Below are 14,524 nucleotides of genomic sequence, written 5' to 3'. Positions count from 1 at the left end.
GATGCGTGCGTTCCGCACGCGAGGGCAGGAAAGCCACTTTCCGGCCCTCACAGGGCAGGAAAGTGGCTTTCCTGCCCTGTCCCCAGCCCCGGGGTGAGCTGAGCGAGTGCCTACGGCCGGCCAAGTGCACGGCACACGCCAGGTGTGCACAAGTGCGGCTTTCCCCACCCGAGCCCGCCCTTCCGGCCCGGCGACGTACCGGCGGTCCGACTAGCCCCTGTCTCGGTCCGGCCCCTCCCCGCCACCCACCCCTGAGGGCCCTTACCCCCGCCGGTGTCCTGAGGCCCCCCAGCACGACGTGATCGCCCGATGCCCGAGGGCATGCCTCAGGCCGAACCTAGAGTCATGTTCTTCGACGCACGCTCAGCCATCGAGTCCGACCACCACCGCCAGGCGCTCCTGGACGACGCCGCGGCCTACCGCCTCGCCAAGCAGGCCCGGGCCGCGCGTCGGAACGCGGCGGCCGACCCGCCGCCCGCCCGTCCTGCCGAGCCCGCTCCCGCCGCGGCCGAAGGGGATCAGCACAACTCCGACGCAGAACGTCGGTATGCCGTGTCACGATGACCGATGTGCCACGGCTCGGCTTCGGGATTGCGCTGGTAGGGCGCCGACAGGAGATGTCGGCGCTCAGTGCCGCGCTCGAACGGGCGGCCGCGGGCAGGCCGACCGGCGTACTGGTGTCGGGGGACGCCGGGGTCGGCAAGTCCCGTCTGGTCGCGGAGACGATCGAGCAGGCGGCGGGGCGCGGGTTCACCGTGCTGCTGGGGCGCTGTCTCGATACGGCCGAGTCGTCGCTGCCCTACCTCCCCTTCACCGAGATCGTCGGGGCGCTCGCGGCCAGCCACCCCGACGTGATCACCGAGCGGCCCGCCTTGCGGCACCTGCTCCCGGGCGGCCACGTCCACAGCGCCGGGCGCGGCGACAACCGCGACCTGGGCCAGCTGCAGGTGTTCGACGCCATGCTCTCGGCGCTCGACGCGCTGAGCACCACGGCGCCGGTGCTGCTCGCCGTCGAAGACCTGCACTGGGCCGACCGCTCCAGCCGCGACCTGCTGACGTTCCTGCTCTCCCGGCTCACCGCGCAGCGGCTGGTGATCATGTCCACCTACCGCACCGACGACCTGCACCGCCGCCACCCGCTGCGTGGCGTGCTGTCCGAGCTGGTGCGGCTGCCCGCCGTCGAGCGCATCGAGCTGCAGCGCTTCCCGCTCGCCGAGTCGGTCGACTTCGTGCGCAGGCTGGCCGATGGCAGCCTCTCGGAGAGCATGGTCCAGCGGGTGGCGCGGCGCAGCGAGGGCAACGCGTTCTTCGCCGAGGAGCTGGTCTCCGCGTCGTCCGACCACCTGCCCTCCGGCCTGGCCGAGGTGCTGATGGCACGCGTCGAGGGCCTCTCCGCGAGCGCCCAGAGGGTGCTGCGAGCGGCGTCCGTCGCCGGCCGCTTCGTCCGCCACGAGCGGCTCGCGGCGGTGCTCAAGCTGCCGGAGGACGAGCTGGAGCAGGCGCTGCGCGAGGCGGTCGCCCACCACGTGCTGGTCACCGAGCCGGCGGGCGCCGTCGACGAGTACTCCTTCCGCCACGCGTTGCTGCGCGAAGCCGTCTACGCGGAGCTGCTGCCGGGTGAACGCAGCCGCCTGCACGCCGCGTACACGCAGCTGCTCGGGAGCGCGACCGCCGATCCGGAGGTCGCGGCCGAGATGGCCTACCACGCGCTCGCCGCGCACGACCTGCCCTGCGCGCTCGCGGCCTCGGTCTCCGCCGCGCGCGAGGCCAACAACCGCGAGGCGCCCGCCGAGATGCTGCTGCACGCCGAGCAGGCGCTGGAGCTGTGGCAGGCGGTGCCCGATGCCGAGTCGGTCGCCGGGATCGACGAGCTCGACCTCACGCGGCTCGCCGCGTGGGCGGCGAGCGCCACCGGCGATCCCGACCGCGGCATCGCGCTCGCCAGCCGGGCGCTCGAGCTGGCCGAGCAGCGCGGCGATCCCGTCGTCAGCGCCAACATCGGCCGCCGCTACGCGCTTCGCCTGCTCGACCTGGCCGGCCGCGAGCAGGAGGCGCTCGACGTCGCACGCACCTCGCTCGCACTGATCGCCGACCGGCCGCCGTCGGCCGACCTCGCGTGGGCCTACGCCGTACTGGCCCGCACGCTCGGCCGGATCGACCGGTGGCAGGAGGCCAGCGAGGCCGCGAAGACGGCGCTGAAGGTGGCGGAGGCCGCCCCGGCCGACGATCTGGACGCGCTCGGGGCGAGGTCCGACGCGCTGATCTCCCTCGCCGTCTCCAACGAGCTGTCGGGCGACCCGGCACGGGCCCGGGAGCAGCTGGCGTCGGCGAAGGGGCTCGCCCGGCGCTCCGGCAACTTCGCCGTCGAGCTGCGCGCCCACTACAACTCCGGCATGTCCCACCTCGACGCGGGCGAGCTCACCGCGGCCGACGAGATGTTCACCGTCGGGGAGGCGCGGGCGGCGGCCAACGGCATCACGTGGAGCGCGTACGGCCTCGACCTGAGGGTCGCGCACGTGATCACCCGCTTCATGTGCGGCGAGTGGGACGCGGCCGAGGAGGGCGCCGAGCTGGCGGGCGAGTCCGTATCGGCCACCGTCGCCGGCCGGCTGGCGGCGGCAGGGCTACTGCTCGCGGTCGGCCGCGGCCGGTTGGAGGCGGCCGCGCGACGGTCCGCCGAGCTGCGCGACCTGTCGCCCTTCGACGAGCAGGTGATCGGCCTGCTCGGCCAGACCCAGGCCGAGGCGGCGCTCTGGAGCGGCCGACCAGCGGAGGCGGCCCGCCACATCGACGAGGCGATCGCCGGGCTGAACGCGCTGTACCCCCACCAGATCGGCACGATCATGCTGGCCGCGCTCGGCGTCGCCGCGCACGTCGACACGGCCGTCACCGGAGAGGTGGCGCCCGCCGACGCGGAGAAGGCGGCCCATTCGCTCGTGGAGGTTGCGGAGGCGACGGCGCTGCACGGCGCGCCGCGCACCGGCGAGCTCGGGCCGGAGGGCAAGGCGTGGCTGCGCCGCGCGCATGCGGAGCTGAGCCGGCTCGGCCCCGGCGCCGAGCCGGCGGCGTGGACCACCGTGATCGAGGCGTTCGGCTACGAGGGCAAGCGCTCCTACCGGCAGGCGTACGGCCGGCTGCGCCGCGCGGAGGCGCTGCTCGCCTCCGGGGAACCCCATGCGCTCGTCGCCGACGACCTCAAGGCGGCGGCCGCCACGGCCGAGCTGCTCGGCGCTGCGCCGCTCGCAGCTGCCGTCGCGGCGATGGCGGACCGTGCGGGAATCCGGCTCGACGCCGCCCCGGCGCCGCGGGCCACGTCGGCCGATCAGCTGACCCCGCGCGAGCGGGCCGTGCTGGGGCTGGTCGCGGGCGGACTGACCAACCGACAGGTGGGCGCCGAGCTGTTCATCAGCGAGAAGACGGTCAGCGTGCACCTCTCCAGAGTCATGGCGAAGCTCAGCGCCAGCAGCCGCACCGAGGCCGTGAGCGTCGCGTACGCGCGCGGGCTGCTGGCCCCGGCGGACCCGCAAATGGCGCGCTCGGACCCTTGAAGCCCGGCCGGGCGTGGTTAAGGTGGGAATGGATCACCATATTCAACGATGAGGGAGATCCAGCCGATGACGTCGCCCGGCACCACCACGGACAGCACATGGACCGGACGGCCCGACCTCTCCGACATCGAGAACTTCTGGACCGCCCCGATCACCGAGCGAGCCGCTGCGTTCGCCGAGCTGCGGGAACGTGAGCCGATCCCGTTCTACCCGGAGCCGGAGCTCTCCTACTTCCCGCGCGGGGCCGGCTTCTACGCGCTGACCCGGTTCGACGATCTCGCGGAAGCCAGCCGCAACGCGAAGATCTTCACCTCTGGTTCCGGCGCGACGTCGGTGGCCGACGCACCGCCGGAGTTTCGCGAGTTCTTCGGCTCGATGATCGAGATGGACGATCCGCGGCACGCCCGCCTGCGCCGCGTCGTCTCCCGCGGGTTCACGCCGCGCCGGCTGAACGACCTCGTCGAGGACGTCGCCACCACGGCGAAGACGATCGTCGACGACGTGATCGACGCCGGCGAGTGCGACGCCGTCACGGCGATCTCCGCCCGGCTGCCGCTCAAGATCGTCTGCGACATGATGGGCGTGCCGGAGAGCCAGTACGAGTTCGTCTTCGAGAAGTCCAACGTCATCCTCGGCGCCAGCGACCCCGAGTACGTCCCCGACGCCGAGAACATCGGGATGGCGCTGCTGCAGGCCGGGCAGGACCTCACCGCCCTGGTCGCCGACCTCGGCCGCAGCCGCATCGCCAACCCGACCGGCGACGTCATCTCCGCGCTGGTCAACGCCGAGGTCGACGGCGAGCGCCTGACCCCGGAGGAGCTGGGCAGCTTCTTCATCCTCCTGGTGGTCGCCGGCAACGAGACCACCCGCAACGCGATCAGCTGGGGCCTGCAGCTGCTCTCGGAGAACCCCGACCAGCGCGCGGCGTGGCTCGCCGACATCGACGGCGTGACGCCCACCGCCGTCGAGGAGATCGTCCGGCTGGCCTCGCCCGTGATCTTCATGCGGCGCACGCTCGCCGTCGACGCCGAGCTGGGCGGCAAGCAGCTCACCGCGGGCGACAAGCTGGCGATGTTCTACTGGGCCGCGAACCGCGACCCCGCCCACTTCGCCGAGCCGGACAGGTTCGACGTGCGCCGCTCACCCAACCCGCACGTCGGGTTCGGCAGCGCGGGGCCGCACTTCTGCCTCGGGGCGCACCTGGCGCGGCGGGAGATGTCGGTGATGTTCCGCGAGCTGCTCACCCGCGTCCCCGACATCCACACCACGGCGGAGCCGCAGCGGCTGCGCTCGATGTTCATCAACGGAATCAAGCACCTGCCCGTGGCCTTCACGCCGGGCGGGGCGCGATGAGCTCGTTGGACTACCCGGAGGTTCCCGTCGGGGCGCTGCTGGCCGGCGCGGCGCGCCGGTTCGGCGAGCGGACGGCCGTGCACTACGCGGGCCGCGAGCTCTCGTTCGCCGCGCTCCACGAGCGGGCGTGCGCGTTCGCGAACGCGCTGCGCGAGGCGGGCATCGGGCGCGGCGACGTTGTCGCGATGCACCTGCCGAACTGCCCCCAGTACGCCATCGCCTACTTCGGCACGCTGCTCTCGGGTGCCACGTTCTCCCCCGCCAACCCGTTGCTGCCGCCGGCCGACCTCTGCGCGCAGCTGGCGGACTGCGGCGCGGTCGCCGTCGTCAGCTGGCTGCCGGCGGCGCCGGCGCTCGACCCGGTGCTCGCGAGCACGGCGATCCGGCTGGTGCTGCGCACCGACCGCGAGCAGGGCCTCGACCCGGCGCACCGGGTGCCGCTCGACGGTGTTGCCGAGTCGGTCGACTTCGAGGCGTTCCACGCCGACGCCGCAACCACCGACCCGGCCGTCGAGATCGACGTCCATGCCGACCTGGCGCACCTCGCCTACACCGGCGGCACAACCGGCCGCAGCAAGGGCGTCCGGCTGCCGCACCGCAACGTCGTGGTCAACGCGCTGCAGTACGCCTGCTGGGGCTCCGGCTCCGTCCCCGCGCTCGACGGCGAGGGCGGGCTGGTGCTCGACCAGCAGGGCTCGCCGGAGGAGTACCCGACCCGCCTCGGCACCGGCATCGCGATCAACCTCACGCCGTGGTTCCACGCGATGGGCACGATCGGCGCGCTGAACATCCCGATGCTGGTCGGCACGACGATCGTGCTGCACGAACGGTTCGACCCGGGCGCGTACCTCGCCGACGCCGAACGGTTCCGGGTGACGTCGATGGGTGGCGCGCCCCCGCTGTACGGGGCGCTGCTGCGGCATCCGGAGTTCGCCACCCGCGACCTCTCCAGCGTGCGCGGGCTGACGTCGGGCGCCGCGCCCCTGCCGGTCGAGATGATCCAGGCCCTGCAGCGGCGGTTGCCCGAGGCCATCATCTCCGAGGGCTACGGCCTGACCGAGGTCACGATGGGTGCCACGACCAACCCGGCAGCCCGGTCGGCTGTGCGCAAGGTCGGGTCGGTGGGGATCCCGGTGTTCGACACCGAGATCCGCATCGTCGACGCGGGCGGCGACGACCTCACACCGCTGGCGGCGGGCGAGGCGGGCGAGGTCTGCATCCGCGGGCCGCAGGTGATGCTCGGGTACAAGGACCGACCGGAGGAGACCGCGGCCGTGCTGCGCGACGGCTGGCTGCGCACCGGCGACGTCGGTGTGCTCGACGACGACGGCTACCTCTCGATCGTCGACCGCAAGAAGGACATGCTCATCTACAAGGGCTACAACGTCTATCCGCGCGAGCTGGAGGAGCTGCTGTTCGCGCAGCCGGGTGTTGTCGGCGCCGCTGTGGTGGGGCGACCCGACGCCGTGGTCGGCGAATTGCCGGTGGCGTTCGTCGTCGCGCCGGAGCTCACCGACACGGATGCGCTCATCGCGGCCGTGAACGAGCAGCTCCCGCCGTACAAGCGGCTGCGGGAGCTGCACCTCGTCGACGCCATTCCCGTTTCGGCTGCCGGGAAGGTGCTCAAGCGGGAACTGCGGGAAAGGCTCGCGAAAACCACATCCGTGTGACAACGGGCTAACGCGGAGCCGGCAGGGAGCGATATTCGGGGCGTACGGACACCCGGATGCGCACCGGGCCGGACACCCCGCCAGTCGCTCGCTCACGAACGGTGGTCACGCATGTCCGAGGTGCGCCCGCTCACCCGCCACCGCCGCACGCCCGGCGTCCTCGACGTGCTGGCGCGCGTCGGCACGCTCGTCAGCTTCACCGCGCTGCTGGTCATCGCCGCAGCGGCGGGCGGAGCGGTCGACGGATCCCCGGCCGGCGAGCCGACCACCGTCACGATCACGTTCGACCGCTGAGGCGCGCGCCTTCGGTCTAGGCCGCGTCGGGCTGCGTGAGCGGTGTCTTCAGCACGTGATCGACCAGGCGCATCACGAGCTGCCTGCCACCGAGCCGGTACCCGAACTCCTCCCAGGTGAGCAGCTCCCGCGAGAGCACCTCACCGACGGGGCCCGGGTACAGCCGGGTGGCACGGAACGCGGCTGCGCGCAGCCGCATCTTCTCGTGATGATCCATGGGTACGGGGTTCATTCCGACTCACCTCCGCTGTTGTGATGCGGTCCGGCGCGTCTCGACCCTGAGTCGCGGCGCCCGTCGTGAGCTACCCACCCTGGGCGTTCGAACGATGGTACGCGAACAGTGACACAGATCTCATCTTGGAGCGGCCCGCGGCGCGAACTTCCCCACCGTTTTGGGCACTTGCGCGCGCCGCAGGCGCGCATCCACCCAAAACGGTGGGGAACTTCGGGTCAGGCGGCAGCGAGTGCGGCTTCGCCGAGCGCGGCGAGCGTCGCCTCCGGGGTGAGCGGGTGGAACGTGCCGCCGCGGACGTCGCGGTAGGCCTGTTCGAGCGGCGAGGTCCGGAAGAACGCCGGCCCGCCGACGACGTCCATGGCGGTGTCGACAACCGCACGTGCCTCCAGGACGGCGTGGCGCTTCGCGGTCATGAGGGTCAGGAGGGTGGCCTCGTCCGCCGCGAATGCGGGGCCGACCTCCTCCACCGCGGCGCGCAGCGCCCACCACGCCACCCGGACGCGGGCCTGCATCTCCCCGAGCTGGCGCACCGCGGACGGCGCCGCCGACGGCCGGCCCCGCACGACCCCGAGCGCTTCGGCGAGCGCCCCGTCGGCGACACCCAGGTAGGTGGCGCCCACGACCGGTGCGAAGTGGATCGCGGCCACCAGCAGCGGGCCGGTGAGCTGCCCGTACGGGCGGCGACCCATGACCTTCTCCGCGGGCAGGAAGACGCCGTCGAACACCAGGTCGTGGCTCGCGGTGCCGCGCATGCCGAGGGTGTCCCAGGTCTCGACGATCGAGACACCCGGCGCCGAGAGCGGCACGCCTGCGTGCAGGACGGTCGCGTCGGGGCCCGGCGGGCCGAGCACCGCCGACGTCGAGATCACCGACGCGGCCGGCGCCTGCGTGCAGAACTTCTTGCGCCCGTCGAGGCGGTAGCCGCCCTCGACCTCGGTCGCGGTCGTCGTGGGGCAGACCCAGTCCGAGCCGCCGCTCGTGGCCATCACCAGGCCCTCGTCGACGATCCGGCGCAGGACGACCTCGGCGTCCGCCGCGCCGTGGTCACGCCGCCAGCACTGCACGAGAGTGAGGTAGTGGTGCATCGTCGTCGCGAGCGCCGTCGATCCGGACCATCCGGCCAGCTCACGCTGCGCGCGCATGACGTCGAGCGTCCCCGCGCCGAGCCCACCGAGGTCGCTCGGCACGGCCAGCCCCAGGTAGCCGCGGTTGCGCACCTCGGCGTAGGCCTCGGCGACGAAGGTGCCGTCGCGGTCGTGCGCCGCTTCGAAGGGCGCGCTCGCCCTACCGATCTCGGCGGCGAGCGCGACGACGTCCGTTGTGGTCTTCTCCGTGGTCAGAGTCATGAGGACGAACGGTAGGAATCGTGGAGACCGGCAGATAGTTCGCGTTCTGAACCCCGGTGCACCCGTCCGGAAGTGCCACCGTTCGGCGACTGGCCCGCCTTCCGCGCCTGCTGGAGCATGTCCGGATGTCCCGGTATGGGCAGTACTGCCCCATCACCCGCTCGCTGGAAGTGCTGGGTGACCGATGGACGCTGCTCATCGTCCGCGACCTGCTGGTCGGCGTCACGCGCTTCAACGAGCTCGCCCGCGGCCTGCCGCGGCTGTCGCGCGGGCTGCTTTCGAAGCGGCTCGACGAGCTGCAGCGGCACGGCATCGTGCAGCACGTCGACGGTCGGTACCTGGTGACGGAGGCGGGTGAGGAGCTGCGTCCCGTCGTGTTCGGGCTGGCCGAGTGGGGTGCGCGGTGGGCGTTCGGCGAGCCGCGGCCCGACGAGCTCGACCCGACGGTGCTGATGTGGTGGATCCGCGGTGGGATCGATCCCGGTGCGTTCGGCCGGCGCCGGGTGGTGATCCACGTGCTGCTGCCGGACGGCGAGCGCAGGAGGTACTGGCTCGTCGTCGAATCGGCCGACGTCTCGCTCTGCTTCACCGACCCCGGCTTCGAGGTCGACGTGCTGGTCGAGTCCCCGCTCGGGGTGCTCTACCAGGTGTGGGAGGGCCGCATCCCGCTCAAGGCGGCACAGCGCGACGGCCTGCTGCGGCTGTCCGGCAAGCGCGAGCTGGTGCGCGCGTTCCCTTCGGCGCTGCAGCTCAGCCCGGTCGCGCCGTACGTGGTGCGGGCGGGTGTCAGCGCTGGTCGAGGCGATCCGGGATGATCAGGTGCAGCACGAAGCTGACCACGGAGACCACGATCGCGCCGAGGAACGCCGCACCGAAGCCGCCGACCACGAACGGCAGGCCGACGCCGTCGGCGATGAACCCGACCAGCATGAACAGCAGCGCGTTCACGACCAGCCCGATCAGGCCGAGCGTCAGGATGTAGAACGGGCAGCCGACCACCTTGATCAGCGGCTTCAGCACCGCGTTGATCAGACCGAAGATCAGCGCGACGCCGACGAGCGTGCCGATGCGGGTGGACGTCGTGCCGGCGGTGTTGTCGATCCCGGGCACGATCAGGGTGGCGATCCAGAGGCTGAACGCGACGACGACAACCCTGATGACGAAGGCGAGGACGTTGGACATCAGTCCACCACCGCCTGCATCACGAGCTTGCGCAGGTGCGGCCGGATCGGATACTGGCTCGACGGCATGAACTGCGTGAAGAACATCGCGGTGATCTCCTCGACGGGGTCGATGTAGAACGCAGTGCTCGCGAGGCCGCCCCAGGCGATCTCGCCCTCGCTGGTCAGCGACTTGCCGGCCGGGGCGTCGACGACGACGGAGACGCCGAGGCCGAAGCCGACCCCGCGGAACTGCGATTCCGCGAAGAGCGGCCGGCCGATGGCGTCGAGGTCGACGCCGCCGGGCAGGTGGTTGCGCGACATGTAGGCGACGGTGCGCGGCGAGAGCAGCCGAGCGCCGTCCAGCTCACCGCCGCGGGCGAGCATCTGGGTGAAGCGGTGGTAGTCGGCCGCGGTGGCGACGAGCCCGCCGCCGCCCGAAAGGAACGTCGGCTGCCTGGTGGCGGCGTCGCCCAGCGACGTGTTGCGAACCAATCCGCCGCCGGCCGGGTTCTGCACGTAGAGCGTCGCGAGCCGCTCCAGGTCGTCCGCCGCGACGGAGAAGGCCGTCTCGGTCATGTCGAGCGGGCCGAAGATGTGCTCGGAGAAGAACTCGTCGAGCGACTGCCCGGAGGCGACCTCGACCACCCTGCCCAGCACGTCCGTCGCGATCGAGTAGTTCCACTCGGTGCCGGGGTCGAACATCAGCGGCAGCTGCGCCCACGCGTCGCAGGCCGCAGCGGTGTCCATGCCGCGCGGTACGCCGAACTCGAAACCCTTCGCGCGGTAGATCTCGTCGACGGCGTGCGCGTGGTGGAAGCCGTAGGTGAGCCCCGCGGTGTGCGTCAGCAGGTGCCACACCCTGATCGGCTCGGTGGCCGGGACCGTTCCCGGGTTGGCGGCGGAGCCGGCGACGTACACACGCATGTCGGCGAACGCCGGGATGTAGCGCGCGACCGGATCGGTGAGCTCCAGCGCGCCGCGCTCGTACAGCATCATCGCGGCGACGGACGTGATCGGCTTGGTCATCGAGTAGATGCGCCAGATCGTGTTGTCGGCGACGGGCCGGTTCGACTCGATGTCGGCGAGCCCGCAGTGGCTCAGGTGGGCCACCCGACCGCGACGGGCGACCGCGACCGTCCAACCGGCGAGCTTGCCGTCGTCGACGAACCTTCCGAAGTGGGAGTCGATCCGCTTCAGCCGTTCGGGGTCGAACCCCACCTCGCCCGGCTCGGTCTCCACTTTCAGCTCCGCCACGTGGCCGACCCTACCCCTGGTTGATCACGTTTTCAGTGCGCGCCGCTGAGGTTCAGCAGTACGACACCGCCGATCACCAGCAGCACGCCGGCGACCTTCGCCGCACCGATCGACTCGCCGAGGAAGAGCACCCCGACGACCACGATCAGGCCGGTGCCGATGCCGGACCACAGCGCGTACGCCGTCCCGACCTCGAACGTCTTCAGCGCCTGCGCGAGCAGGACGAACGCCGCGCCGTACCCGACGACCACCGCGGCCGACGGCAGCGGCTTCGAGAAGCCCTCCGACAGCTTGAGGCTGGCCGTCGCCACGACCTCGCACACGATGGCTGCGATGAGCCAGATCCACGCCATCGCTGCAGCATGCCCCGCCGTGGGACGCGTGACGCGCGCGGTCGGCGTCGTGCAGAGTGCGCGGGGTGGGCGGAGCTGGCAGCGGGACCATGCGGACGCGGTCGTGGTGGGGCTGGGGGTGGGCGCAGGAAGCGCTCCCGGACGAGACGTGCGGGCAGCTCGCGGCAGCGGTCCCGGGGTGCGCCACCGTGCCCGTCCGGGTGCCCGACCTGCGTGACGTCGAGCTGCGGGCGCCGCGGATCCGGCCGCCGGACGTGCTGGCGGACCGGTTCTCCGACTCGCCGCCGGACCGCGCGGGCCACACGTACGGCAAGGCGTTCCGCGACGTCGTGCGCGCGCTCGCCGGCGATCTGACGGCCGCGCCGGACCTCGTCGCGTTCCCGCGCGACGAGCGCGACGTCGCCGCGGTGCTCGACTGGGCGGGCTCGACGGGCGTCGCCGTGCTCCCGTACGGCGGCGGCAGCTCGGTGGTCGGCGGCACCGAGTACCGCGGCGGGGCGCACGCCGGGGTCGTCTCGCTCGATCTCACGGGGCTGACCGGGGTGCTGGAGATCGACGAGGTCAGCCGTGCGGCGCGGGTGCTGGGCGGGACGCTGGGGCCTGCACTGGAGGACGAGCTGCGCCCACGCAGGCTGACGTTGCGGCACTTCCCGCAGAGCTTCGAGTTCTCGACGGTCGGCGGCTGGCTCGCGACCCGCGCCGGCGGCCACTACGCGATGGGTCGGACGCACATCGACGACCTCGTCGAGTCGATGCGCGTCGTGACGCCGGTGGGCGTCGCCGAGTCGTGGCGGCTGCCGGGATCGGGTGCCGGGCCGTCGCCGGACCGGTTGTTCCTCGGCTCGGAGGGCACGCTCGGGGTGATCACCGAGGTGTGGCTGCGGCTGCAGGAGCGACCGGAGCACCGCGCGTCGGCCGCGGCGCTGTTCACCGACTTCGACGCGGCGGTCGAGGCCGTGCGGATGATCACGCAGGCCGGACCGGTGCTCTCCAACTGCCGGCTGCTCGACCACCAGGAGGCCCGGTTCAGCGGCGCCGGCACCGGCGAGCACGCCGTGCTCGTGCTCGGCGCGGAATCGGCGAGCGGTCCCGTCGACGGCGTGCTCGCCGAGGCGGTTGAGATCGCCCGCTCCCACGGCGCTGACGTGCAGGAACGCGGTGGTGCGGTGTCGAGCTGGCGCTCGGCGTTCCTGAAGATGCCCTACGTGCGCGACGCGCTCGCACGTTGCGGCGCGGTCGTCGAGACGTTCGAGACGGCCTGCACGTGGGCCGCGGCGCCGGCGCTGATCGCCGCCGTGCGCGCGGAGGTCGGGGCCGCCGTGACGCAGGTGTGCGGCGCGCCGGGGCTGCTGAGCTGCCGGTTCACGCACGTCTACCCGGACGGCCCGGCGCCGTACTTCACGGTGGTCGCCGCCGGGCGGCCCGGCGCGCAGCTGGCGCAGTGGGACGAGATCAAGGTCGCGGCGATGGAGGTGCTCACGAAGCACCACGCGACCGTCACCCACCACCACGCCGTCGGCCGCGACCACCGGCCGGGGTACGACCGGCAGCGCCCCGACGTGTTCGCCACGGCGCTGCGCGCGACGAAGGCGGCGCTCGACCCGCACGGCGTCCTGAACCCGGGCGCCCTGATCGGATGAATCTTGGGCGGCCGCCCGGCCAGGGGAGTTCAGGAAAGCCACTTTCCTGTCCTCAGAGTTCAGGAAAGTGGCTTTCCTGAACCACCACGCACACGCGGAGGACGAGGGGTGATCGGATGAATGCCGAGTTGAGCGGGCTCGTGGTGCTGGTGCCCGCGGCGGAGCCACTGGTCGGCGAGCTGCGGGCCGAGCTGGACGCGCACGCGGCGTGGGGCGTCCCGGCGCACGTGACGGTGCTCGTCCCGTTCCTCGATCCCGCGGCGATCGACGACGCCGTGCTCGCCGCCCTGCGTGAGGTGGTCGCCACCGTGCCGGCGGCCGAGGTGACGTTCGAGCGGGTCGAGTGGTTCGGGGACGACCTGGTCTGGCTCGCGCCGGAACCGTCGGCGCCCTTCGCCGCGCTCACCGCGGCGGTGTCGGAGCGGTTCGGGCTGCGCCCCTACGGCGGCGTGCACGAGCCGGTGCCGCACCTGACGGTCGCACACGACGCCCCGCTCCCCCGCCTGCGCGCCGCCGCCGACGAGCTGGCCGGCGGCCTCCCGGTGCGCGCGGCCGTCACGGAGGTCGCCCTGATCGCCGGCCGCCGGGAGCCGGAATCGTGGACGACGGTCGCGACGTTCCCCCTCGCGTGAGCGCTGTGGGTCCGGAGCTGCCCGGCGACGACGAGGTGCTGCGCGCCCTCGCGCGGCGTCGCGACGCCGGCACCCGGGCCGACGGCCACCGGATCGCGCTCGTCGTCGGCAGCGGTGGGATGCGCGGCGCCTACTCGGGCGGGATGGCGCACGCGCTCGACGACGCCGGGCTCGGGCCGTGGTTCGACGTCGTCTACGGCTGCTCGGCCGGTGCGTACATCGGCGCCGCGCTGATCCTCGGGCACGGTCGCGGCTCGGCGCACATCTTCTTCGAGGACATGGCGAGCCGGGCGTTCATCGACCCGCGGCGGCTCGGCCGCAGGCAGCCGATGGTGTCGCTCGACCACCTCATCGACCATGTGCTCGTCGAGTCGAAGCCGCTCGCGTGGGAGCTGGTGATGGCGTCGCCGGTGCCGCTGCTGGTGGTGGCGACCGCCGCGGACGACCTCACCGGGCACGTGCTGGAGCCGGGCACCGTCGAGGAGTGGAAGCTCGCGATGCGCGCGACCGCGTCGATCCCGCTGCTCGCCGGGCGGCCCGTCGAGCTGCACGGCAGGCGGTGGATCGACGGCACCGTCGCCGAGCCGCTCCCGGTGCTGCGCGCGCTGCGCGACGGCTCGAGCCACGTGCTGGCGCTGCTCAACCGGACGGTCCCCCAGCTGCGCCGGGCCGACCCCGGCGCCGGACCCGCCAGATGGGCGCGTGCGCTCGACCGGCTTGCGCCGGGGCTCGGCACGATCGCGCAGGAGAGCAGGCGGCTCGGCCCCGTGCTCGCCCTGCTCGACGACGCGGGCCACCCGTCGCGCGCGGGCGCGCACCTGCTCGCCGTCGCCCCGGAGATGGGGATCATCCGCGGCCTGACCACCGACGTCGAGCGCGTCGAGCGCGCTGCCCGCCTCGGCTACGCGGCGATGACGGCCGCGATCGAGCGCGCCGCCCCCGCGTCCCGCGCCGGCTGACCCGAACTTCCCCACCGTTTTGCCAACTTGCACGGCCCCCAAGGTCTGCAGATTGGCAAAACGGTGGGGAAGTTGTT

General features: G+C 72.8%; 14 protein-coding genes. 9 read left to right on the top strand and 5 right to left on the bottom strand.

Annotated elements, in window-relative coordinates; translation table 11 throughout:
* The first annotated feature begins 345 nt into the window (after positions 1 to 345).
* From LL648_RS38715 to LL648_RS38695, 5 genes are all read left to right on the top strand, one after another.
* Positions 346 to 564, top strand: coding sequence for a hypothetical protein (locus LL648_RS38715; RefSeq protein ID WP_232667937.1), 219 nt, complete (start codon positions 346 to 348; stop codon positions 562 to 564).
* A complete protein-coding gene (locus tag LL648_RS38710) occupies positions 561 to 3,548 on the top strand; it encodes a helix-turn-helix transcriptional regulator (protein ID WP_232667936.1) in 2,988 nt (995 codons plus the stop codon). Before LL648_RS38715 ends, LL648_RS38710 begins: the two co-directional genes overlap by 4 nt.
* A 48-nt stretch (positions 3,549 to 3,596) precedes the next feature.
* A complete protein-coding gene (locus LL648_RS38705) occupies positions 3,597 to 4,901 on the top strand; it encodes a cytochrome P450 (protein WP_232667935.1) in 1,305 nt (434 codons plus the stop codon).
* The gene (locus tag LL648_RS38700; RefSeq protein ID WP_232667934.1) at positions 4,898 to 6,571 is read left to right on the top strand and encodes a class I adenylate-forming enzyme family protein; all 1,674 of its coding nucleotides are present in this window, start codon (positions 4,898 to 4,900) and stop codon (positions 6,569 to 6,571) included. Before LL648_RS38705 ends, LL648_RS38700 begins: the two co-directional genes overlap by 4 nt.
* Before the next feature lie 111 nt (positions 6,572 to 6,682).
* On the top strand, positions 6,683 to 6,865 hold the full coding sequence (locus LL648_RS38695; protein ID WP_232667933.1) for a hypothetical protein: 183 nt from the start codon (positions 6,683 to 6,685) through the stop codon (positions 6,863 to 6,865).
* Between the two features lie 16 nt (positions 6,866 to 6,881).
* On the opposite strand, the gene LL648_RS38690 is transcribed toward LL648_RS38695, so the two are convergent.
* Positions 6,882 to 7,097 carry a hypothetical protein gene (locus tag LL648_RS38690; protein WP_232667932.1) on the bottom strand — a complete coding sequence of 72 codons (216 nt, stop codon included), beginning with the start codon at positions 7,095 to 7,097 and terminating at the stop codon, positions 6,882 to 6,884.
* Between the two features lie 218 nt (positions 7,098 to 7,315).
* Entirely contained in the window at positions 7,316 to 8,446 is a 1,131-nt protein-coding gene (locus LL648_RS38685) for an acyl-CoA dehydrogenase family protein (RefSeq protein ID WP_232667931.1), read from the bottom strand.
* Between the two features lie 125 nt (positions 8,447 to 8,571).
* On the opposite strand from LL648_RS38685, the gene LL648_RS38680 reads away from it, so the two are divergent.
* On the top strand, positions 8,572 to 9,261 hold the full coding sequence (locus tag LL648_RS38680) for a winged helix-turn-helix transcriptional regulator (RefSeq protein ID WP_232667930.1): 690 nt from the start codon (positions 8,572 to 8,574) through the stop codon (positions 9,259 to 9,261).
* On the opposite strand, the gene LL648_RS38675 is transcribed toward LL648_RS38680, so the two are convergent.
* From LL648_RS38675 to LL648_RS38665, 3 genes are read right to left on the bottom strand one after another with little or no spacing between them, the layout of a single operon-like run.
* Positions 9,233 to 9,628: a phage holin family protein gene (locus LL648_RS38675; RefSeq protein WP_232667929.1), complete on the bottom strand. Its 396-nt coding sequence runs from the start codon at positions 9,626 to 9,628 to the stop codon at positions 9,233 to 9,235. The two genes, LL648_RS38680 and LL648_RS38675, sit on opposite strands and share 29 nt — an antisense overlap.
* Positions 9,628 to 10,863, bottom strand: coding sequence for a serine hydrolase domain-containing protein (locus tag LL648_RS38670; protein WP_232667928.1), 1,236 nt, complete (start codon positions 10,861 to 10,863; stop codon positions 9,628 to 9,630). The genes LL648_RS38675 and LL648_RS38670 overlap by 1 nt, the downstream gene beginning before the upstream one ends.
* A 32-nt stretch (positions 10,864 to 10,895) precedes the next feature.
* The gene (locus LL648_RS38665) at positions 10,896 to 11,216 is read right to left on the bottom strand and encodes a DMT family transporter (RefSeq protein WP_232667927.1); all 321 of its coding nucleotides are present in this window, start codon (positions 11,214 to 11,216) and stop codon (positions 10,896 to 10,898) included.
* A gap of 89 nt (positions 11,217 to 11,305) precedes the next feature.
* On the opposite strand from LL648_RS38665, the gene LL648_RS38660 reads away from it, so the two are divergent.
* The 3 genes from LL648_RS38660 (at position 11,306) to LL648_RS38650 (ending at position 14,447) form a co-directional block, all read left to right on the top strand.
* The gene (locus LL648_RS38660) at positions 11,306 to 12,856 is read left to right on the top strand and encodes an FAD-binding oxidoreductase (protein ID WP_232667926.1); all 1,551 of its coding nucleotides are present in this window, start codon (positions 11,306 to 11,308) and stop codon (positions 12,854 to 12,856) included.
* A 116-nt stretch (positions 12,857 to 12,972) separates the two neighbouring features.
* Positions 12,973 to 13,488: a 2'-5' RNA ligase family protein gene (locus LL648_RS38655; protein ID WP_232667925.1), complete on the top strand. Its 516-nt coding sequence runs from the start codon at positions 12,973 to 12,975 to the stop codon at positions 13,486 to 13,488.
* Positions 13,485 to 14,447: a patatin-like phospholipase family protein gene (locus LL648_RS38650; RefSeq protein WP_232667924.1), complete on the top strand. Its 963-nt coding sequence runs from the start codon at positions 13,485 to 13,487 to the stop codon at positions 14,445 to 14,447. The genes LL648_RS38655 and LL648_RS38650 overlap by 4 nt, the downstream gene beginning before the upstream one ends.
* Positions 14,448 to 14,524 lie beyond the last annotated feature (77 nt).

It is taken from the genome of Pseudonocardia sp. TRM90224 (genome assembly GCF_021245725.1).
In the GTDB taxonomy this organism is placed as follows: Bacteria; Actinomycetota; Actinomycetes; order Mycobacteriales; family Pseudonocardiaceae; genus Pseudonocardia.
Note: the sequence above shows the minus strand (reverse complement) of the source record. Positions and strands in the feature narration are given on the sequence as shown.

What these genes read in the sequence shown, in the direction of transcription:
- LL648_RS38715 (WP_232667937.1), top strand. Translation starts at nt 346, where the DNA reads ATGTTCTTCGACGCACGCTCAGCCATCGAGTCCGACCACCACCGCCAG.
- LL648_RS38710 (WP_232667936.1), top strand. Translation starts at nt 561, where the DNA reads ATGACCGATGTGCCACGGCTCGGCTTCGGGATTGCGCTGGTAGGGCGC.
- LL648_RS38705 (WP_232667935.1), top strand. Translation starts at nt 3,597, where the DNA reads ATGAGGGAGATCCAGCCGATGACGTCGCCCGGCACCACCACGGACAGC.
- LL648_RS38700 (WP_232667934.1), top strand. Translation starts at nt 4,898, where the DNA reads ATGAGCTCGTTGGACTACCCGGAGGTTCCCGTCGGGGCGCTGCTGGCC.
- LL648_RS38695 (WP_232667933.1), top strand. Translation starts at nt 6,683, where the DNA reads ATGTCCGAGGTGCGCCCGCTCACCCGCCACCGCCGCACGCCCGGCGTC.
- LL648_RS38690 (WP_232667932.1), bottom strand. Translation starts at nt 7,097, where the DNA reads ATGAACCCCGTACCCATGGATCATCACGAGAAGATGCGGCTGCGCGCA.
- LL648_RS38685 (WP_232667931.1), bottom strand. Translation starts at nt 8,446, where the DNA reads ATGACTCTGACCACGGAGAAGACCACAACGGACGTCGTCGCGCTCGCC.
- LL648_RS38680 (WP_232667930.1), top strand. Translation starts at nt 8,572, where the DNA reads ATGTCCCGGTATGGGCAGTACTGCCCCATCACCCGCTCGCTGGAAGTG.
- LL648_RS38675 (WP_232667929.1), bottom strand. Translation starts at nt 9,628, where the DNA reads ATGTCCAACGTCCTCGCCTTCGTCATCAGGGTTGTCGTCGTCGCGTTC.
- LL648_RS38665 (WP_232667927.1), bottom strand. Translation starts at nt 11,216, where the DNA reads ATGGCGTGGATCTGGCTCATCGCAGCCATCGTGTGCGAGGTCGTGGCG.
- LL648_RS38660 (WP_232667926.1), top strand. Translation starts at nt 11,306, where the DNA reads ATGCGGACGCGGTCGTGGTGGGGCTGGGGGTGGGCGCAGGAAGCGCTC.
- LL648_RS38655 (WP_232667925.1), top strand. Translation starts at nt 12,973, where the DNA reads ATGAATGCCGAGTTGAGCGGGCTCGTGGTGCTGGTGCCCGCGGCGGAG.